Annotated in this window: 19 protein-coding genes; 16 read left to right on the top strand and 3 right to left on the bottom strand. The window is 66.0% G+C overall.

The genetic code is table 11. The annotated features are described in order from the left end of the window. Positions 1-34: 34 nt before the first annotated feature. On the bottom strand, positions 35-1624 hold the full coding sequence (locus FOE78_RS05405; protein WP_228266059.1) for an SDR family oxidoreductase: 1590 nt from the start codon (positions 1622-1624) through the stop codon (positions 35-37). A gap of 26 nt (positions 1625-1650) precedes the next feature. Between FOE78_RS05405 and FOE78_RS05400 the strand changes: the two genes are divergently transcribed. From FOE78_RS05400 to FOE78_RS05345, 14 genes are all read left to right on the top strand, one after another. Further along, entirely contained in the window at positions 1651-2136 is a 486-nt protein-coding gene (locus tag FOE78_RS05400) for a MarR family winged helix-turn-helix transcriptional regulator (RefSeq protein ID WP_143985390.1), read from the top strand. A gap of 172 nt (positions 2137-2308) precedes the next feature. After that, entirely contained in the window at positions 2309-2692 is a 384-nt protein-coding gene (locus FOE78_RS23805; RefSeq protein ID WP_210414832.1) for an MFS transporter, read from the top strand. A 90-nt stretch (positions 2693-2782) separates the two neighbouring features. Further along, on the top strand, positions 2783-3400 hold the full coding sequence (locus FOE78_RS23800; RefSeq protein ID WP_210414831.1) for a hypothetical protein: 618 nt from the start codon (positions 2783-2785) through the stop codon (positions 3398-3400). A gap of 7 nt (positions 3401-3407) precedes the next feature. Beyond that, complete coding sequence (locus FOE78_RS05390) at positions 3408-4358, top strand: DUF4397 domain-containing protein (protein WP_210414830.1); 951 nt, start codon at positions 3408-3410, stop codon at positions 4356-4358. Positions 4359-4733: 375 nt separating this feature from the next. Next, positions 4734-5219, top strand: a complete 486-nt coding sequence (locus FOE78_RS05385) for a class F sortase (protein WP_143985389.1) — start codon at positions 4734-4736, stop codon at positions 5217-5219. A gap of 60 nt (positions 5220-5279) precedes the next feature. Next, complete coding sequence (locus FOE78_RS05380; protein ID WP_143985388.1) at positions 5280-5852, top strand: RNA polymerase sigma factor; 573 nt, start codon at positions 5280-5282, stop codon at positions 5850-5852. Beyond that, positions 5836-6657: an anti-sigma factor domain-containing protein gene (locus tag FOE78_RS05375; RefSeq protein WP_143985387.1), complete on the top strand. Its 822-nt coding sequence runs from the start codon at positions 5836-5838 to the stop codon at positions 6655-6657. The genes FOE78_RS05380 and FOE78_RS05375 overlap by 17 nt, the downstream gene beginning before the upstream one ends. A 60-nt stretch (positions 6658-6717) precedes the next feature. Continuing rightward, positions 6718-7977 carry a glycosyltransferase gene (locus FOE78_RS05370; RefSeq protein ID WP_143985386.1) on the top strand — a complete coding sequence of 420 codons (1260 nt, stop codon included), beginning with the start codon at positions 6718-6720 and terminating at the stop codon, positions 7975-7977. A gap of 231 nt (positions 7978-8208) precedes the next feature. After that, on the top strand, positions 8209-9408 hold the full coding sequence (locus FOE78_RS05365; RefSeq protein WP_143988572.1) for an Nramp family divalent metal transporter: 1200 nt from the start codon (positions 8209-8211) through the stop codon (positions 9406-9408). A gap of 112 nt (positions 9409-9520) precedes the next feature. Next, entirely contained in the window at positions 9521-10129 is a 609-nt protein-coding gene (locus tag FOE78_RS05360; RefSeq protein WP_210414829.1) for a metal-dependent transcriptional regulator, read from the top strand. Between the two features lie 302 nt (positions 10130-10431). Further along, on the top strand, positions 10432-10914 hold the full coding sequence (locus FOE78_RS05355; RefSeq protein WP_210414828.1) for an NAD(P)-dependent oxidoreductase: 483 nt from the start codon (positions 10432-10434) through the stop codon (positions 10912-10914). Continuing rightward, entirely contained in the window at positions 10893-11063 is a 171-nt protein-coding gene (locus FOE78_RS24390) for an NAD(P)-dependent oxidoreductase (protein WP_210414827.1), read from the top strand. Before FOE78_RS05355 ends, FOE78_RS24390 begins: the two co-directional genes overlap by 22 nt. Next, entirely contained in the window at positions 11060-11404 is a 345-nt protein-coding gene (locus FOE78_RS05350; protein WP_143985384.1) for a MarR family transcriptional regulator, read from the top strand. Before FOE78_RS24390 ends, FOE78_RS05350 begins: the two co-directional genes overlap by 4 nt. 248 nt (positions 11405-11652) lie before the next feature. Next, positions 11653-12414, top strand: coding sequence for an NmrA family NAD(P)-binding protein (locus tag FOE78_RS05345; RefSeq protein ID WP_143985383.1), 762 nt, complete (start codon positions 11653-11655; stop codon positions 12412-12414). On the opposite strand, the gene FOE78_RS24725 is transcribed toward FOE78_RS05345, so the two are convergent. Next, a complete protein-coding gene (locus FOE78_RS24725; protein ID WP_407662646.1) occupies positions 12366-12869 on the bottom strand; it encodes an amidohydrolase family protein in 504 nt (167 codons plus the stop codon). The genes FOE78_RS05345 and FOE78_RS24725 overlap by 49 nt on opposite strands. A 799-nt stretch (positions 12870-13668) precedes the next feature. Further along, entirely contained in the window at positions 13669-15552 is a 1884-nt protein-coding gene (locus tag FOE78_RS05330; RefSeq protein ID WP_210414825.1) for a chloride channel protein, read from the bottom strand. A 117-nt stretch (positions 15553-15669) separates the two neighbouring features. Here FOE78_RS05330 and FOE78_RS05325 point away from each other — a divergent pair, with 117 nt between their 5' ends. Both FOE78_RS05325 and FOE78_RS05320 read left to right on the top strand, forming a co-directional pair. Then, positions 15670-16134, top strand: coding sequence for a MarR family winged helix-turn-helix transcriptional regulator (locus FOE78_RS05325; protein ID WP_143985381.1), 465 nt, complete (start codon positions 15670-15672; stop codon positions 16132-16134). A 339-nt stretch (positions 16135-16473) separates the two neighbouring features. Further along, positions 16474-18336 carry a potassium transporter Kup gene (locus FOE78_RS05320; RefSeq protein WP_143988570.1) on the top strand — a complete coding sequence of 621 codons (1863 nt, stop codon included), beginning with the start codon at positions 16474-16476 and terminating at the stop codon, positions 18334-18336.

The raw sequence follows: 18336 nt of genomic DNA, 5'->3' as shown, positions 1-18336 counted from the left end.
ACTTCCAGGGTGCAGAACGCCTCGCCGTCCTGATTCAGGATGCGGACTGGGTGGTCTTCGGCGGCACCGCAGTTCCGGCCGAGCGTGCAATATTGCGTTGCATGCCGCCGAAAACGATGCCGTGAAAGGGCGTCACGGCGAACCAGTACGCGTGCCCGAGCAGGCCGTGTGGGTGATACAGCGCCCGTTGGCGAAACACCGTACGCCCGTCGCTGTCGGAATCGATGCACAGCTCGAGCCACGCCAAACCGGGCAGCCTCATCTCGGCCCGCAACCTCAGCACTCTGCCGGGAACGATTTTCTCCACCCGCCACCAGTCCAGCGGATCTCCGGTCTCCAGCTTGGTCGGATGGCGTCGGCCACGCCGGAGTCCGGGTCCGCCGACCAATCGGTCCAACACGCCGCGCGCGACCCAGCCCAGCCGCCACGAGTGCCATCCGGCCCGGCCTCCGATTTCCTCGATCACCCTCCAGACCTCCTGCGGATCGGCGTCGACCGGAATCTGACGCTCATCGACGTACAGGTCACCGCCGGCCCAGGCCGGATCGTCGGGCAACGGATCGCTCGGGGCCCCCAGATAGCTCGCCGAGGACCAGGTTGTCCGTACGTCGTAGTCGCGAATCTTCTGCAGCGCCAGTCGCACGGCGTCATCGAAGCCGAGCAACTTCCGGCGGGGCGGCCCGATCAAGTCGTCGAGGTCGCATTCCTTCCTGGTGACCTCGTGGGTCAGGGACAACACCAGGGGTTTGGCAATGCTGGCCGGGACCGGCGTGACGAGCCCGACCCAATGGCTGGCGAACCAGGGAGTCAACACCGGCAGGGTCCGGATGATCCGCGGTGGGAGGCCGACGACGTGGGCGTAGCGCTGGATCATCTCTGCGTAGGTCAGCACCTCCGGGCCGCCGATGTCGAAGGTCCGGTTGAGTTCTGGTGGCAGACCTGCCGCCGCGACCAGGTAGTACAGGACGTCGCGGATCGCGATCGGCTGAATCCGGGTACGGAGCCAGGTCGGCGCGACCATCACCGGTAGCCGCTCGGTGAGATACCTCATCATCTCGAACGACGCGCTGCCCGAACCGATGACCACCGCGGCCTGCAGGACCACCGTCGGTACGGCCGAGGAGAGGAAGATCTCTCCGACTTCGCGCCGCGACGCCAGGTGCGGAGAGAGATTCTCAGTGTCGGGATGCATGCCACCGAGATAGATGATCCGACGCACTCTCGCCGCCTCGGCTGCGGCGGCGAAGTTTCGCGCCAGCGTTCGGTCCCGCGCGTCGTAATCCGGCCCCGACCCCATCGCGTGCACCAGATAGAAGGCAACCTCGACATCGGACAAGGCAACCCGCATGTCGTCGGCTGCGCCGACATCGGCGCCCATGACCTCGATCTGATCCGACCACGGCCGATCCGAGAGAGCCTCCGGGTGGCGTGCCACCGCTCGTACCCGATATCCCGCCGCCAGCAACGCGGGAATCAGACGCCCGCCGACGTAACCGGTCGCGCCGGTCACCAGCACCAACGGGGGGTTGCTGGGTTCAGCCGGAATCTGACTGCTCGGCGACAACAGCGGGCTAGATTTTCTAGTCACAATTCCATCGTATCGGGTGTCCGGCGCCATATCCATGACCGGCCCTGACTACGATCGGACGCGTGACTGCGGCGGACTCCTACGAACTCAGCATGGCCGTCCGCCTGCTCCTTCAGGCCGGGCGCGAGATGCAGGCCGCCGCGGCGCGCCGGATGGGGCTGCGGGTCACCGACGTACAAGCGATGGACCTGGTCACCGCGTCGGGCAACAAAATCAGCCCGAAGGAGCTCGCCGACCGACTCGGGATCCGAACTGCATCCGCCAGCGTGCTCATCGACCGCCTGACCGAGGCAGGCCACGTCAGGCGAACCCCCGTCGAACAGCCAGAAGGCAAGCCGCGTTATCGCACCAACGTCAGCGCCACAGAACATGCTCGAACCGAAGTGCGCCAGACACTGAAATCCGTCAACGACGGCTTTCGGGAACTCGGGGCCGAACTCACCTCCGAGGAGGCGGCCACCGTACTGGACTTCCTGCATCGCGCGACGGACATTCTCCATGCCTACATCGCCGAAGCTGCTGAGAAGCCGAGCGAACCAGCCGACTGAGCCAGCGTTTCGTTCGTGGCGGATCATCGTTGGAGCTAGTTTTTCTAGCTTGAAGGCGTAGATTGAGGCCATGCTCTCGGAGCCTCAACCCGGTGCGCAGGATCGCCGTCGCTGGCCGGGTTTGGTGATCATCAGTCTCGGCGTTTGGCTGATCATCATCGATTCCACGATCGTGATCGTCGCCGTGCCGTCCATCGTGAGAGACATCGGGATCGACTCGAAGCAGGGGCGGTGGGTCCAGGAGATCTACGCGTTGGTCCTCGCTGCGTTGCTACTGGTCAACGGTCGCTTGGCCGATCAGTTCGGTCAGCGGCGCCTCTTTGTGACGGGTGTGGCGATCTTCGCGGCCGCCAGCGGGCTCGCGGGCTTGGCCGATTCGGGAGGTGTGCTGATCGGCGCCCGCGCAGTTCAGGGTGTGGGCGGAGCGATGATGCTGCCGACATCGCTGTCGCTGCTGAACGCGAACTTCCGAGGCGAGCGAGGACTGGCGTTCGGGATCTGGGCGCGACGATCGGCGTCACAGCGGCGCTCCGTCCGCTGCTGGGCGGCTGGCTGACGACCAGCTTCGGTTACCTCCCGATGCCGCGCCGACACAAGTCCCAGTTGAGAGGTGCATCCGAATCGGCCGTAGCTGACGAATTGATGAATGAAGTCCGGGATCGGCCCGGAACATCAGCAGGAGGTATTGATGAGATTCAAGCTACTCGCGGCTGCTGGCGCGTTCGCGGCTGCGGCCGCGCTCGTCTCCAGCGCGACGGCTGCGGAGGCGAGCCCGCGTCAACACGGAAGCCACCTGGCGTCGGTGCATCGCGGCTACACCCAGGTGGTGGTTGCGCCAGCCGTTTACGCGCTGATCCAACGCGCCCAGATCGCTCCCGCGCCGCTGGGCTCGGCAAAAGCCGGCCCGTACAAAGGCACCGTCGCGGCCGACTTCCCGATCGTCGGGTATCGACTGGCCAACCTCCGAATCAAGCACGCCGGCGGGCTGAGCCTGAGCACCCCGCAACGCGCGATCGAACTCCGCAACTTCTCCATCGATCTCGGCCGGGCCAAGGTCAGTGCGCGGGTCAGCGGATCGATCGGTGATGTGGGCCGCGTCGACCTCTTCACGATCCGACCGTCTGATCACTACTCCCTCGGACTGGTGCGTCTGACCCTTACCCAAACTGCCGCCGGCGCCCTGAATCAAACGTTCGGCGTGATTGCGTTCTCCAGCGGCGAAACCTTCGGGTACGCCACCCCGCGTCCCTTCGCTCAGTTCTAGTCCCTGAATGCCGGTTTCGGCAATCAGGCCCACCTGCGACAGGTCCCAGAACCTGCTTGCAAACAAGACAACCGAATTCACCGGTATCGATGTCGATTCCGAAGGAGCAACGACCCACATGCCTGCCCCATCCCGACCCACCCGCATGCTCGCGCTGATCGGTGCGGCCGCACTGACCGCAGCAGCCGGGACCATGACGACCTCAGCAGCCACGGCCCACGCCGCATCCGACAGCCGTTTGTCGGTCGTCCACGCAGTACCGAAGCTTCCCGTCGATGTGTACCTGGACGGAAAGCGCGTGCTCAACGACTTCAAACCGGGCCAGATCGCCGGCCCGCTGACGGTCCCGTCCGGTTCCCATAAGCTGGCGATTACCGCAGCGGACGCCAAGAACGACTCCAAACCCGCGATCGGCCCGGTGAAAGTAAGCCTCCGCGCAGGCGGCAACTACTCCGCCGTCGCCCACCTGGCAGCCAACGGCAAACCAACCGCCACGCTGTACGAAAACGACATCTCAAAGATCGCTGCAGGCCATGGCCGGCTCACCGTTCGGCACGACGCGGCCGCGCCGGCCGTTGACATCCTCGCCGGCGGAAAGCCCGTCGTCCAGGGTCTGCAGAATCCCGATCAGAAGGTGCTGGACCTGCCAGCCGGAACCGTGCAGGCATCGGTCGCAGCCGCCGGCACGACGAAACCGCTGATCGGCCCGGCGCCGGTCAATGTCACAGAAGGCGTCAACACGATCGTCTACGCCTGGGGAAGTGCTGAGGACGACAACCTGAAGCTCGCCGTCCAGACGATCCCCGGACTCGCAAGTGCACCCGGCGGCGTCCCAGCCGGTGAAGCGGGTCTCGTCGGCGCCGGCTCGTCGACTTGGATCGCATCCGGAGTGCTGCTCGCCGCCGCAATGGCCGTGTTGTCGATCGGACGAGTCGCCCGAGCCAAGGCATCCCGTTGACGCCCCACACGTAATCCACCTCCGGAGAGAAGTTCGTTGCAGACGCGTAGCGGTCAGCACAAGACAGGTGGGCGACCGGACCCGACCAGGCCCGGTCGCCTGCCGCGCCCGGTCGGCGGCGAGGCCCATCGGCGAGGCATTCAGTCAGCGGCGCCAACGGGTTGGGACCGGCACGTCGGCTTCGCGCTGGCCATTAGCGCCAGTGTGCTGCTGACGACCGGCGGCGCTGTTCTGCCCGGTGTGCGCCTGGAGTCTGCACAGCCCACCGTTGTCGCGTCCGCGCCCCATCAGCCGATAGCCGCGCCCTCGACCGACAGGAGCACCGAGCATCGAGCGTCCCACACCCCCACCGGGACAGCGATTCAGAAGGTTCGAGTGAGGTCGGGTGCGTTACGGTCTAACGCGCAGCAGGTACGTCATTCCTGGCCTGTGCGCCTGCAAGTACCCAGCATTGCGATGGATCTGCGGGTCGTGCCCGTTGGTGTCGACGCAGACGGCTTCTTGGCAATGCCGGATACCACCCAGCGCGCCTGGTGGTACCGCTTCGGGTCCCGGCCGGGCGATCGCAGCGGCGCAACCGTTCTCGCCGGCCACGTGGACACGTTCAATCAGGGGCTCGGGCCGTTCTCACGGCTTGTCGCCGTCCCACTGAACGCGAAGGTCGTCATCACCGACTCTGCCGGTCACAAGATCAACTACGTCGTCAAGCACCGGCAGCGGTTCGCCAAGAAGACCACGGACTTCGAGCAAATCTTCACCCGAACCGGACCACCTGTGCTGCGGCTGATGACGTGTGCACCACCGTACCGAACGGCAACCGGCTACCAAGATCTGCTGATCGTCACGGCGGTCCCGCAGTGAACGGCAGAGCGGTTCGTTCGTCTCGGTTGCCCCCGTCGTGGACAAGCGATCGCGGCCGTCATGTCTGACCAAGATGTGCTCGACGCATCACTCGCCGAGCGGTTTCGCCGCGGCGACGAACAGGCGTTTGCCGAGGTCTACCAGAGCTGGTCGGCGCTGATCTACACTCTCGCGCTCCGCTCCCTGGCGGATCAAGCAGATGCCGAGGACATCACCCAGCAGGTGTTCGTAGCGGCCTGGCGCAGTCGTACCCAATTCGACCCGCAACGATCGGCGTTGCGGAACTGGCTCCTCGGAATCACCCGTTTCAAGATCGCCGACACCTACCAGCGTCGCCGACGAGATCTACGCGTCGTGAACGAAGTCATCGCCCAGGCGCACGTACGCACGCTGGACCCGGAGTTGGCCGAGCTCAACGACACCGCCGACAGGATGGTGATCGCCGATGTGTTGGCCGGACTGGAGGACGAGCCGCGTAGAGTCCTCCGGCTGGCCTTCTTCGAAGACCTGACCCACAGTCAGATCGCCGAACGACTGCAACTGCCACCGGGCACCGTCAAGAGCCACATCCGCCGTAGTCTTCAGAAGTTGCGCGATCGATTGGGGGTGGAGCTCGATGCATTCCGATCCTGACGACCTCGCGCTGCTGGCGATCGGTGAACACATCGGGCCCGCCGAGGCACATGTCGAGCAGTGCCCGCAGTGCGCCGGTGAGTTCGCCGAGCTCACCCGAGCCGCTGGGCTGACGCGCTCCGCAGCCTCGGATCCTCAAGCGCTTGTCGTTCCCCCACCGGCGGTGTGGGAACGAACGGTGGCCGAATTGCAGCTCGTGTCGCTACGCCCCGGCGACGCCGTCGCGGACGAGGCCGCGGATCGCGTCCGGCAAACGAACGTTGCGCGGCCGAACCTGGAAAACGACGCACCCGAACACGCGGACCGCCGGACGGGGCGCGGGGAGGAACGTCACCGCGGCCACCACCGGAGGAAGACAACCGGCGCGAGGACCAAGTGGTGGCCTCAGATCGCTGTCGCCGCTGTACTTGCCGCGATCGTCGGATTCGCCGGTGGTTTGCTGCTTCCCCGGCAGCTCAACTCCTCGAAGATCATCAGCAGTGCCCAACTCACGGCCCTGCCCAGCTGGAAGGGTTCCTCAGGGTCGGCCCAGATCGAGAGATCCCGTGACGGATCGGAGTACCTGCACATCACGATCGACGTGGCGAAGCCCTTCGACGGTAACCGCGAGGTGTGGCTCGCCACCGCGGATTTGAGCCACATGCGGTCGCTCGGCTATCTCAACGACCGCAGCGGCAGCTATCAGGTTCCCGCAGGCCTGAATCTCCGCAATTTCACCGTTGTAGACGTCTCCGCCGAGCCGCGCCCCGATCCCAGCCCGGGCCACTCCGACCAGTCGATTGTCCGCGGAAAGCTTCAACAATGAGAGTGCAACGTGAGAACAATATTGATCGCCAGTACTCCCATCATTGCCCACACTCGAAACATGCTGCCGTTGGCCCGAGCATTGGTTCAGGACGGCCATCGAGTGGTGTGGTACGCGGGTCGACGCTTCTGTCCGGACATCGCCTCGGTCGGCGCAGAGTTCATCCCGACTACGCGAGCCGACGACGTCATCGCGAATCGGTCGATGAAGCGACGACGTCGTTCCACGAATGGGCCGCGAGCGATCCGAGAGTCCTTCGCGACTTTCTTTCTTGGCCAGGCAGAGACGCAACTGGACGACCTGTTGGAGATCACCGGCCGGCAGCGAGTGGACGCGGTCCTCTGCGATCTGCTGATGTTCGCTCCTCAATTGCTGCATGCAGTCGGCGGGCCACCCTGGGCCACTCTCGGCGACGGTCCGCTCGAATTCGACGACGAGCTTGCGCCGCCCTTTGGGCCGGGCTACCTCCCCGACCAGAGCTTATGGGGTCGACAGCGTGATTTCGTGGTTCGGCGGACCGCACGCCGGCTCGTTTATGGTCCCCTGCAACTGCAATGGCAGGAAATCCAAGCTCGCAACGGCATCCGTACCAAACTCGCAGCGGTTCAGGAACGGATCTCGCCGTACCTACACCTCCAAGCCTGCCCGCCGGGCTTCGAGTATCCCCGGCACAGGCTCCCGCCACAGCTGCATTGGATTGGGGTGATGCGCCCCGTCCCCAGCCAGGGCTGGACCGAACCGACCTGGCTGCCGACCCTCGCCGACGCGGGGAGGCCGGTAATCCTGATCACCCAGGGCACCATGAGGCCCGACCCCAACGAACTGATCATTCCCGCCATCAAGGCTCTCGCCGACCATCCGGTCCAACTACTCGTGCTGACCGGTCAGCCGAATTCCCACGCCGTGGACCGAGCTCTGCGAAATTTGGGTTCTACCCGGGCAGCGATCACGGTCTGTGGTTATCTCCCGTACGAGCGCGTGCTCCCCATGGTGTCCTGCATGGTGACCAACGGGGGCTACACCGGCGTAACGCTTGCTCTCAGCTATGGAGTACCACTGGTTCAGATAGGACGAACTGAGGAGAAGAGAGAGGTCGGTGCACGGATCGTCTGGAGCGGCACCGGCCGCCGAATACGTGGCCGCAGGCCCCGGCCATCCGCCATCGCCCGAGCGGTCTCGGATGTCTTGATGAACCCCTCCTATCGGACGGCGGCCGAACGCCTTCGAGACGAAATCAGCCGCAACGGCGACGCACCCGGAAGGGCAGCCGCGCTGATCAGCCGGCTGGCGACGACGCACCAGCCGGTTCATCGCAGGTGACTGGCTCCGCCTGCCGTTCCCGGATTCCCTGTGAGTACCGCCCGTCCTCACCCGACCGGAATGTGGCGCAGTCGGTCCCGCGGTTCCTTCAGCCGGACGAGTTAAGCTACCTTAACTTCTGTGTCGAGATTGGGCCTTGCCAGCGAGCCGGATGCCCCGGAGCACGTCGGCGAGCGACCGGCGGTTCGAGGTGCTGGAAACCCCCGCGGCCCGGGTTCCGGTCGTCGCAGACTGATTTGGCTGCTCGGCCCCGCGTTCGTCGCGGCGATCGCCTACGTCGATCCCGGAAACGTCGCCGCGAATCTCACCGCTGGCGCGAGTTACGGCTACCTGCTGGTCTGGGTGCTCGTACTGGCGAACGTGATGGCGGTCCTGATCCAATACCTGTCGGCCAAGCTCGGCCTGGTGACCGGTCAGACCCTGCCTTCGCTGCTGGGGAGCCGCCTTTCGCGACGCTCCCGGCTGTTGTTCTGGACCCAGGCAGAAGTGGTTGCCGCGGCAACCGACCTGGCCGAGGTCGTCGGTGGTGCGCTGGCGCTGAAGATCCTCTTCGGCCTGCCGCTGGTGATTGGTGGACTGATCGTCGGCCTGGTGTCACTGGGACTTCTGGTTGTGCAGTCCCGCCGAGGGCAGCGACCGTTCGAATTCGTCGTGATCGGATTGCTTTCCGTGATCACCATTGGGTTCGTCACCGGCCTGTTCCTCAGTCCCGTCGACTGGAGCCAGACGGCGACCGGCCTGCTGCCTCGCTTCGACGGTCGCGAGACAGTTCTGCTGGCCGCCAGCATGCTCGGCGCCACCGTGATGCCGCACGCGATCTGCCTGCATTCCAGCCTGGCCCGAGACCGCCACGGTGACCGAATCGCCGCCACCCGGATTCCGCGCCTGCTCAGGGCAACCCGGATCGACGTTGTGCTGGCCCTGATGGTGGCCGGCAGCGTGAACATCGCCATGTTGCTGTTGGCAGCCGCGAGTCTGCCCGGTGTCGCCGGAACCGACAGCATTCCGGGAGCCCACCATGCGATCCAAAGTGCACTCGGTCCGACAGTCGGAGCGGTGTTCGGCATCGGGTTGCTGGCCTCGGGCTTGGCATCCACCTCGATAGGCTGCTATGCCGGCTCGACCATCATGGCCGGCCTGTTGAAGGTCGGGATTCCGCTCGCCTGGCGCCGGGCGATAACGCTGATCCCGGCGCTGATCGTGCTGGCGGTTGGTTTTGACCCCACGCGGGCTCTGGTTCTGAGCCAGGTCGTCCTCAGCGTCTGCATTCCGTTCGCCCTTGTCCCGCTGGTGTCCTACACCAGCCGACAGGCAGTCATGGGCAGGTTTGCCAATCCTCGGCCGCTCACAGCCACCGCCTGGCTCGTCACCGGCGCGGTCGTGTGCCTGAATCTGGCTCTCATTGTTCTGTCGTTCACGGATGGAGACTGACGCAGCACAGCCCGCGCCAAGGACCCAGCAGGAATCCGGATGCGAGACTGAGGGGGTGGGAACCAGAGGCACGGACGACCCGACCGAACCGGACCTTGACCAAATTACCCCGGTGGCACAGGACTACCTGAAAGTGATCTGGTCTGCCACCGAATGGGGCGATCCGCCCATCACGAGTACGGCGCTCGCGAACCGATTCGGGACCTCCGTGGCCAACGTCACCGACACCGTCAAACGGCTCGCACAACTTGGACTGGTCACCCACAAACCGTACAAACCGATCTACCTGACACCGATCGGCACCCGCTACGCCGTCGCGATGGTACGCCGACACCGACTTCTGGAGACCTTCCTGGTCGACAAGCTTGGCTACGGTTGGGACGAAGTGCACAACGAGGCAGAGCGCCTCGAACATGCGGCAACTTCGACCCTGATCGATCGGATCGACGCGGCTCTGGGGCATCCCGTCAGTGACCCCCACGGGGATCCCATTCCCGATCGGAACGGGGTGACCCATAAGCCAACTAACGCCGTCCGACTCAGTGAGGCCGGCGCCGGATCCTGGACGGTGATCCGCGTTTCCGATGCCGACCCCGATGTTCTCGCACGTGCCGAACGTTTGGGGCTCAGTCCCCGAAGAAGGGCGGACATAAACGAGAACATCAAGTCCGATCGCGAACTCGGGGCCGCCATCTGGGTAGTGCCATACGATTCCGACTGAGGACTCACCAACTCGGATCGACGCCAGGCATGGTCCTGGAGGTCAACACGCGGCGTTCAGCCGCCGATCTGCTTCGCACAGTGCCAAGGCGTGCGTTCACGGCATCCCGAGCCATCAGCATGGCGCCGTGTTTGCAGCGGATGTTCGCCCAGCAGCGAAAGCTGATGTCGGTGATCCACTTCCTTTCGCGATGGTTCGACGAACCGGCCGGCGTCAGGACCCCTCGGACGGCCGAACGGAATACGTCTGCCGTCGATCAAACCTTCCTTCCAGGAGATGTTTAGCCGCTAAAGTATCCGGCCATGACGGCGATCGCATTGTTCGGGGCCACCGGCCGAACGGGCCGACGAGTCCTGGATCGAGCCTTGGCAGCGGGGTTGACGGTTCGCGCACTGGTACGGGATCTGGCCAAGCTGACGGCCACCTCCGAGCGGCTGAGCGTCGTGCGGGGTGACGTGCTTGATCCGGCGAGCGTGGCCGAAACGGTGTCCGGAGCCGACGTGGTGCTCAGCCTCTTCGGCCAGGTGAAGGGTTCCTCGGCAACGTTGCAGACCGCTGGCACCCTCGTCATCACAAACGCTATGGCAGCCCAGGGCGTGAAACGGATCGTGACTCTGTCCGGCGGCGGGCTGCGGGCCGACCGAGATCGGCCCAAGATCGCCGACCGGGCGATCCAGGGCCTACTCAAGCTGCGGTCCGGCCGGGTGCTGGCCGATGCCGAGGGCCATCTGGCCTGTTGCAAGACTCCGGGCTCGACTGGACCGTGGTTCGCGCACCGCGGCTGACCGAGAACCCGGGCACCGGGCACTATCGGGTCGGCCGGGTCGGCGTGGACGCCAGCACGCAGCTCAGTCGCGACGACGTGGCCGACTTCATCCTCACCCAGGTCGGAGACCGCAAGTACATCGGCGATCTCCCCTTCGTCAGCGCATGACCCACCGACCCGGCGGTTCGTCGAACGCCGATCCGGAGGAACGCGACACGCTCATCGGCACGGTGTTGGAAGCGATCGTGTCGATCAGCCGCGACCTCGCCACCGCCCGCTCGACCGGCACCGCCGGGCCATCCTTCGGCGACGCTCGGTTGACCAGCAGCCAACTGGACGCGATGTTCCTGATCGCGCACAGCCAGACACCACTGACGCCCGGAGCCATCTCGGCACGGCTCGGCATCACCCCCGGTGCAGTCAGCCAATTGGTCGAAGGGCTGCACACCCAGGGGCTGACGAGCAAGTCGTGCATCCCCACGACGCTCGGTCCCGGCTGCTGCGCCTGACTCCTGTTGCCCGTGCCGCGGTGCACAGGTACGAGGCCGAGCTCACCACCCCTCCTCCGCCCGCTTCGTCCCGCTCACCGACCGGCAACTGGCCACGTTGGCCGATCTGATCCACCGTCTGGACGGAACTTCATGACCGCGGTACTGGTCACCGGCGCCACCGGAATCGTCGGCTCGGCCGTCCTTGATCATCTCCCGCTCGCGACGAGCAGGTGATCGCAGCCGTCCGCGACCCCGGCAGTGCCACGATGGCCTCAGGTGCGCAGGCACGCCGCTTCGACTTCGCCATGACACCGGCGGAATTCGACCGCTTACTGGACGGCGTCGATCGAGTGTTCCTGATGCGCCCGCCGCAGATCGAGGACGTGCAACGCTATCTGTTTCCCTTCATCGACGCGGCCAACCGCCACCAGGTACGACAACTGGCGTTCCTGTCGCTACCAGGGGTTCAGTTCAACACTCGCACACCCCACCACGCCGTCGAACAGCACCTCAAGACCAGCCATGCCCCGCACACGTTCCTGCGGCCGAACTTCTTCATGCAGAACCTCTCCAGCATCTATCCCGAAGAGATCCGCGACCACAGCAACATCTACGTGCCGGCCGGCCGATCGTTCACTGTCATGATCGACGCCCGGGATGTCGGCCGAGTCGCCGCAGTCGCACTGACCGAGCCGGGACACCTCCAGAAGGCCTACAGCCTCTCCGGCGAGCAGCCACTGAGCTACCACAAGATCGCCACCGTCATGACCGACGTGCTGGGCCGGTTCATCACCTATGCCCGCCCCAGCGAGTCCGACTACCTCGTTCGACTGGCCGAACAGGGTCGGCACGCCGACTACATCGCAGTCCAGAAGATGATCTACCGGATGGTGCGGCTGAATGTATCCGCCATCCCCGACCGCGTGGTCCGCAAACTCACCGGACAACCGGCGACCACACTGCGTGAGTTCGTCCACGACTACCGCGACGTCTGGCAACCAGCACGCCGACCGGACCGGGATCGATAAGCCCTCTGGGGACGAGGCTCGTGGCCTTCGCGGGTTGTCCTCAGCCGACCGCGGGTATCCCCAGCGACTGCTCGGCGTTGACGTGTGCGATCTGTCCCGCTCGGCCTCCGCGATGGCCACCGTCGCGGGAACTGGGTCGCCACCTGGATCGACTCGAACGGGTAGTCGGTGGCGAAGAGCACGCGATCGGCGCCCAGTGCGTCGATGGCGCACCGTAGCGGCGGCTCGTCACAGACGCCGCTGGTGGTTACCCATAGGTTGCGGCGCAGGTAGGCGTCCGTTTGCCGGATGGAGGTAGAGCGGCACCCCAGCGACTCGGCTCGCTCCCACAAGACGTCGAAGCACCGGTCGTCGAGGTTGCGGCCCTGAGTGTGGGCATTGATCAGCGCCCCACGCAGACCAAGCTGGGTGACGGCACGCTCCAGTTCGCGCGCGGCACAGTCAGGAACCTGCAGGCCAAGCGCCGCGAAGCCCTGGAACCGGTCCGGCCGCTTGGCGATGGCTTCGGCCAGGAAAGTCGTTCACCGTCGCCGACGCGCGCGTTGCGGTCGCCGCGTCCGGCTCGGCGTGGATGCCCGGCGCGTTCAGCGACAACACTTGGACGTCCAGCCCGCCCTTGTCCATCTCAGCGATGCGCTCGTCGAACAGATCCAGCAGCCTGACCCCCGCGCGGCCTATTTGTCGGGCTGGGCGATGCTGCGCGCCGACGCCCCGTTTCCGACCAGGTCCGGGGTGACGAAGTGTTCCTCCAGGCCGATGGTGCGCAGCGTGCTCACGGGTGCTCCGTTCCGGTGGGATCAACGAATTCTCGCCGATTCACGACGCATGATTGCATTCCCCGGGAGGGTCCAGCGTTGCAGGTCGAGGAACTCGCGTTTGCCTTGCGGTGCGCGATCCCGCACGCCTGATCTGCCGACCGGCCTGACACCGTGGCCTCATGTGCCTGTTCGTCGCCGGCGGTACGGGTTTCGTCGGCTCGGCGGTCGTTCGTCAGTTGGTCGATGCCGGCATCGTGTCCTCGGGCTGGCCCGCTCCGCTTCGCTTTCCGTGCAACAGCCGGATCGGGCGACCGGGCCTCATCCAAGACGGGACAGGCGTGCCGAAACCTGCTGACCGGCAGCGATGTCACCGGTGCCTCGTGGGAGGTGCCCAGCACAGCCGGCATCACGAATTCGACGAGCTCGCCGCCGCCGGATCGACGCCGTGGCAGGTGCTCCGGATGACAACATCGGCGCCGACGGTGCGGTGCGGGCATCAGGATCGGACCAACAGGCCCACCCGGTCACCCGGCCGCAGGACGATCGCGTCGTCGGCATGCCGGTGGCGGTCGTCGCGGATCACGGTCGCCGCGACCGCACCCGCCGGCCAGTCGATCGTGCGCAACTCGTGGCCGGCCAGCTGGGAGTCGGCGGTGACGCCGACCTCGAGCACCTGATAACCGGGCATCGGACTGCGGCCGACGGTTTCCTCGGTGTCGGGCGACTTCTCCGCTTCGGCCTCCGACAGGGCGAGCCGTCGCCGGATGGTCTGCAGGATGCTGCGGTTGGTGACCCAGCCGGTGATCTGAAGGCCGTCCTCGGACAGCACCGGGATCCCGTCGCGGCGGTGTCGTTCCAGGTGCCGCAGCACGTCCACGATCGACTCCGATTCGAAGACCACCTGCGGATCGCGGACGGCGACGACGTCACCGTCGAACTGTGTCGGGGTCCTGCCCTCTGCGACCTTCTCGGTGGGTACCGGCAACGGCGTTCGCAGTCGCCGCATCGCGCCAACCGCCGTCAGGTCGGTGAACGCCCGCCACGGTGCGGTGCGCTCGATGTCCTGGCCACGCCGCAACAACTTGGTGGTGTAGATCGTGCCGTAGCTGATCGCCCGCGAGATGGCCGTCGACACTGCGACGGTCAGCATCACCGGCAGGGTCAGCGCAAAGTCGCCCGTCATCTCGACGACACTGGCCAACCCGGACAGCGGTGCCCGGGTGCTGGAGGTGAAGACTCCGGCCATGCCGACCGCCGCATAGAGTGCCGGGTCACCGGCTGCCGGGCCGAACAGGTGATCGACGACGACGCCGAACGCGGTGCCGCCCATCAGTCCGATGAACAGCGAGGGTCCGAACACACCACCCGAGCCGCCGACGCCGAGGGTGAGGCTGGTGGCGAGGATCTTGCCGAACATCAGCAGGACCAGGAACCACAGCGCATAGTCTCCGGCGACCGCCTTGAACATGACCGGGTAGCCGACCCCGTACAACTGCGGGATCGCCAGCAAGAGGAGGCCGACCAGGAGTCCGCCGACGATCGGACGGGCCCATTCAGGGCGCTTGCCCCACAGCTTGTCGCAGACATCCTCCAACCCGTACAACACCCGTGAGTAGAGCTGACCGATGAGAGCGGCGATCACCGCAAGGACGACAACCAGGATGTAGTTGGCCGGATGATGCATGACCGTGGTGCGGGGAAACCCGACCAGGAACGGCTGGGCGCCCAGCAGCGGGACCGCGATCGCGTCGGCCACCATCGCCGACAGCATCACCGCGAACAGCGCCTCCCCGGCGAGCTCGCGCAGGATGATCTCCACGGCGAAGAAGACACCGGTGATCGGCGCATTGAAGGTCGCCGCAATCGCACCACTCGCGCCACAGGCGACCAGCACCCGCATCCGACTCTCGGGCACCCGGACCCACTGGCCGAGACTGGAGGCCATCGCCGAGCCGATCTGCACAATCGGCCCCTCACGTCCGACACTGCCACCGGTACCGATGGTCAGCGCCGAGGCCAGCGCCTTGACCACCGCGACCCGCGGCCGGATCCGCCCACCCTGCTCGGCCACCGCGACCATCACCTCGGGTACGCCGTGGCCGCGCGCTTCGCGGGCAAACCGGTACACCAACGGCCCGTACACCAGCCCGCCGAGTGCCGGGATCACGATGTAGGAGGCCAGCCCGAGCCACGGCAGGTGATCGCTGGGGATACGGCCGTCCTGGCCGAACTCGGCATGGCCGGTGGCGAGCCAGGTGACGCCGTTGACCAGATAGCGAAAAGCGACCGCTCCCAGGCCCGCGCCGACTCCGACCACCAACGCGAGCGAGAACAGGCCGAAGCGGGAACCACGGAGCCAACCACCGAGCTGAGCAAACACGAGTGCAAGTATGCAACTGTTGCAGTCGTGCAACTAATTGCTGAGTTCCGATGCCGTTGACCGGACGTGATTGACTGGGCCCATGGCGCTGCGGTGTTGCCTGGGGCGGGCGGAGGAATGAGTGATCAACTGTCAGCGGCGACCGATGCGACCCTGACCGCGTCCCGCGCGTTGCTGGGAGTCACGGCCCGTTCGGTGGCCGACGCACTGGACGAGGTGACGCTGCCGCAGTTCCGGGTGATGGTGATCTTGTCCAGCGAGGGCCGGATGCGGGTCGGCAGCCTGGCCGAACGACTCGACGTCGTGCCCTCCACGTTCACTCGTTCGCTGGACCGGATGGTCGCCGGCGGCTGGCTCAGCCGCAACGCCAACCCGGACAACCGGCGCGAAGTACTCGTCGACCTGACCGAGCAGGGTCACAAGTTGGTGCAGACCGTGACCACCCGCCGCCGCAACGAGATCCGGACGATCCTGAAGCAAATGAAGCCGGCCCAACGGGAGTTGTTGATTTCGGCGCTCCACGACTTCACCCGAGCCGCCGGGGAGCCCTCAGTGACCGACCTGGTTATCCTCGGCATCTGAAGGGCCAGCAGCCGGGAAACGTGAAGGGCGGCCGCTGGGCCTCCGCCCTTCGGTGAAGTAGCGCGGTTGGACGTGGCCGCGCTTATGGTTGCTTCTCGTGATTGAGACGACGATGAGCGTCCGGTGCACCCACGTATGCCAGGGCCTGGATCGCGCGGGGTACCTGCGCCAACACCTGTTTGGCCTCCTCTGCGTTCACCCTGGAGCACGTCGGCAGGAGTGGCGTTGACAGCCCGACCCGAAACCTCCCCAGCCGGCCGACCCGGGTCACCGCAGGCCGGCCGCCGGAGCGGTGGTGCCGATCGCGGCCGGGCCGGTGGACGTGGTGGCGTGGCGCTGATGATCGCCGCGCTGGGCGTGGTCTTCGGTGACATCGGCACCAGCCCGCTGTACGCGATGCAAACGGTGTTCAGCATCGACCACGGTGCGGTACGCCCCACCGCCGATGACGTGTACGGCGTGTTGTCGATGATGTTCTGGAGCGCGACCGTGGTCGTGTCGATCAAGTACGTCACGGTGGTCATGCGGGCCAGCAACGACGGCGAGGGCGGAGTGATGGCGCTGGCCGCGCTGGCGCAACGCATCTACGCCCACCGCGGCAGCAGGACCGCGGTGCTGTTGCTGATCGGCATCGTCGGAGTGTCCCTGTTCTACGGCGATTCAGTGATCACGCCGGCGATCAGCGTGTTGTCCGCCGTCGAGGGCCTGCAGGTCGCGGCGCCGAGCGTCAGTCACCTGGTTGTCGAGCTGGCGGCGGTGATCTTGGCCCTGCTGTTCGCGCTGCAACGTTTCGGCACCGGCCGGGTGGGCCGGTTGTTCGGACCGATCATGCTGCTCTGGTTCGCCGCGCTGGCCGCGGCCGGGCTGACCGAGGTGGTACAGCATCCTGGGGTACTACGGGGTCTGTCACCGACCTACGCGGTCTCGTTCGTGATAGCCCATCCGGCCATCAGCTTCATCGCGATGGGCGCGATCGTGCTGGTGATCACCGGTGCGGAGGCCCTGTACGCCGACATGGGCCACTTCGGCAGGCCGCCGATCCGGCGCGCCTGGTTCGCCGTCGTGTTCCCCGCCCTCTATCTGAACTACCTCGGCCAGGCGTCCCTGATCCTGCACGACCCGACGGCAGTCGCCAACCCGTTCTTCCTGCTGGTGCCGGACTGGGCCAGACTCCCGATGGTCGTGCTGGCCACCGCAGCCACCGTGATCGCCAGCCAGGCCGTCATCTCCGGCGCATTCTCACTGTCACGACAGGCCATGCAACTGGGCCTGCTCCCCACCCTGTCGGTACGCCACACCTCCGAACACGAGGGCGGCCAGGTCTACCTGCCCGGCATCAACCTGCTGCTGTTCATCGGCGTACTGGGCGTCATGCTCGCGTTTCGATCCTCCCAAGCGCTGGCCACCGCGTACGGAGTCTCGGTCACCGGCGCGCTCCTGGTCGACACGATCCTGCTGCTGGTGGTCGCCCGGATACTGTGGCACTGGCGCGCCCGGCAACTCGTCCTGGCCGGCCTCGTGTTCGGCGGACTGGAAGCAACCTTCCTGGCCGCCAACCTGTCCAAGATCCTCAGCGGAGGTTGGGTACCGCTGCTGATCGCGACCAGCGTGCTGATCGTGATGTCGACCTGGCGCAAGGGCCGCCAACTGGTGCTGGCCAAGCGACGCGACACCGAGGGTCCGCTCAGCGACTTCGTCGAACGAGTACGTACCGACCAGATCCCCCGAGTACCGGGTCTGGCGGTCTTCCCCCACCCGACCAAGGACACCACGCCGCTGGCACTGCGCGCCAACGTCGACCACAACCACATCCTGCACGAACACGTCCTGATCGTGTCGGTGCAGACCCGCAAGATCCCGCACGTCCCCCTCGCCGACGCGTTCAGCCATGACGATCTCGGCTATGCCGATGACGGCATCCATCATCTGACCGTGCGGTTCGGCTTCGCCGATGAACCCGACATCCCGCGGGCGCTGGAGGCCGCCTGCGCCCGGAAGGTGCTTGATCCCGACCTCGCCCGGATCAAGCCGGTGTCGTACTTCGTGTCCCGGGGGGCGATCACCGCAACCCATCCCGGCGGCCTGACGGGCTGGCGCAAGCAACTGTTCATCGCGCTGTCGCACAACGCCGCCAACCCGTCGGCTCGATTCGGGTTGCCGCCGCAACGCACCGTCACCATGGGCAGCGACATCACGATCTGA

This window comes from Microlunatus elymi (assembly GCF_007362775.1).
GTDB lineage: Bacteria > Actinomycetota > Actinomycetes > Propionibacteriales > Propionibacteriaceae > Microlunatus > Microlunatus elymi.
Note: the sequence above shows the minus strand (reverse complement) of the source record. Positions and strands in the feature narration are given on the sequence as shown.

Excerpts from the sequence above, each read along its gene's own strand:
- FOE78_RS05375 (WP_143985387.1), top strand. The coding sequence starts at position 5,836 with ATGCATTCCGATCCTGACGACCTCGCGCTGCTGGCGATCGGTGAACAC.
- FOE78_RS05380 (WP_143985388.1), top strand. The coding sequence starts at position 5,280 with ATGTCTGACCAAGATGTGCTCGACGCATCACTCGCCGAGCGGTTTCGC.
- FOE78_RS05355 (WP_210414828.1), top strand. The coding sequence starts at position 10,432 with ATGACGGCGATCGCATTGTTCGGGGCCACCGGCCGAACGGGCCGACGA.
- FOE78_RS05390 (WP_210414830.1), top strand. The coding sequence starts at position 3,408 with ATGCCGGTTTCGGCAATCAGGCCCACCTGCGACAGGTCCCAGAACCTG.
- FOE78_RS05405 (WP_228266059.1), bottom strand. The coding sequence starts at position 1,624 with ATGGATATGGCGCCGGACACCCGATACGATGGAATTGTGACTAGAAAA.
- FOE78_RS05370 (WP_143985386.1), top strand. The coding sequence starts at position 6,718 with ATGCTGCCGTTGGCCCGAGCATTGGTTCAGGACGGCCATCGAGTGGTG.
- FOE78_RS23800 (WP_210414831.1), top strand. The coding sequence starts at position 2,783 with ATGAAGTCCGGGATCGGCCCGGAACATCAGCAGGAGGTATTGATGAGA.
- FOE78_RS05350 (WP_143985384.1), top strand. The coding sequence starts at position 11,060 with ATGACCCACCGACCCGGCGGTTCGTCGAACGCCGATCCGGAGGAACGC.
- FOE78_RS05320 (WP_143988570.1), top strand. The coding sequence starts at position 16,474 with ATGATCGCCGCGCTGGGCGTGGTCTTCGGTGACATCGGCACCAGCCCG.
- FOE78_RS05325 (WP_143985381.1), top strand. The coding sequence starts at position 15,670 with ATGAGTGATCAACTGTCAGCGGCGACCGATGCGACCCTGACCGCGTCC.
- FOE78_RS05345 (WP_143985383.1), top strand. The coding sequence starts at position 11,653 with ATGGCCTCAGGTGCGCAGGCACGCCGCTTCGACTTCGCCATGACACCG.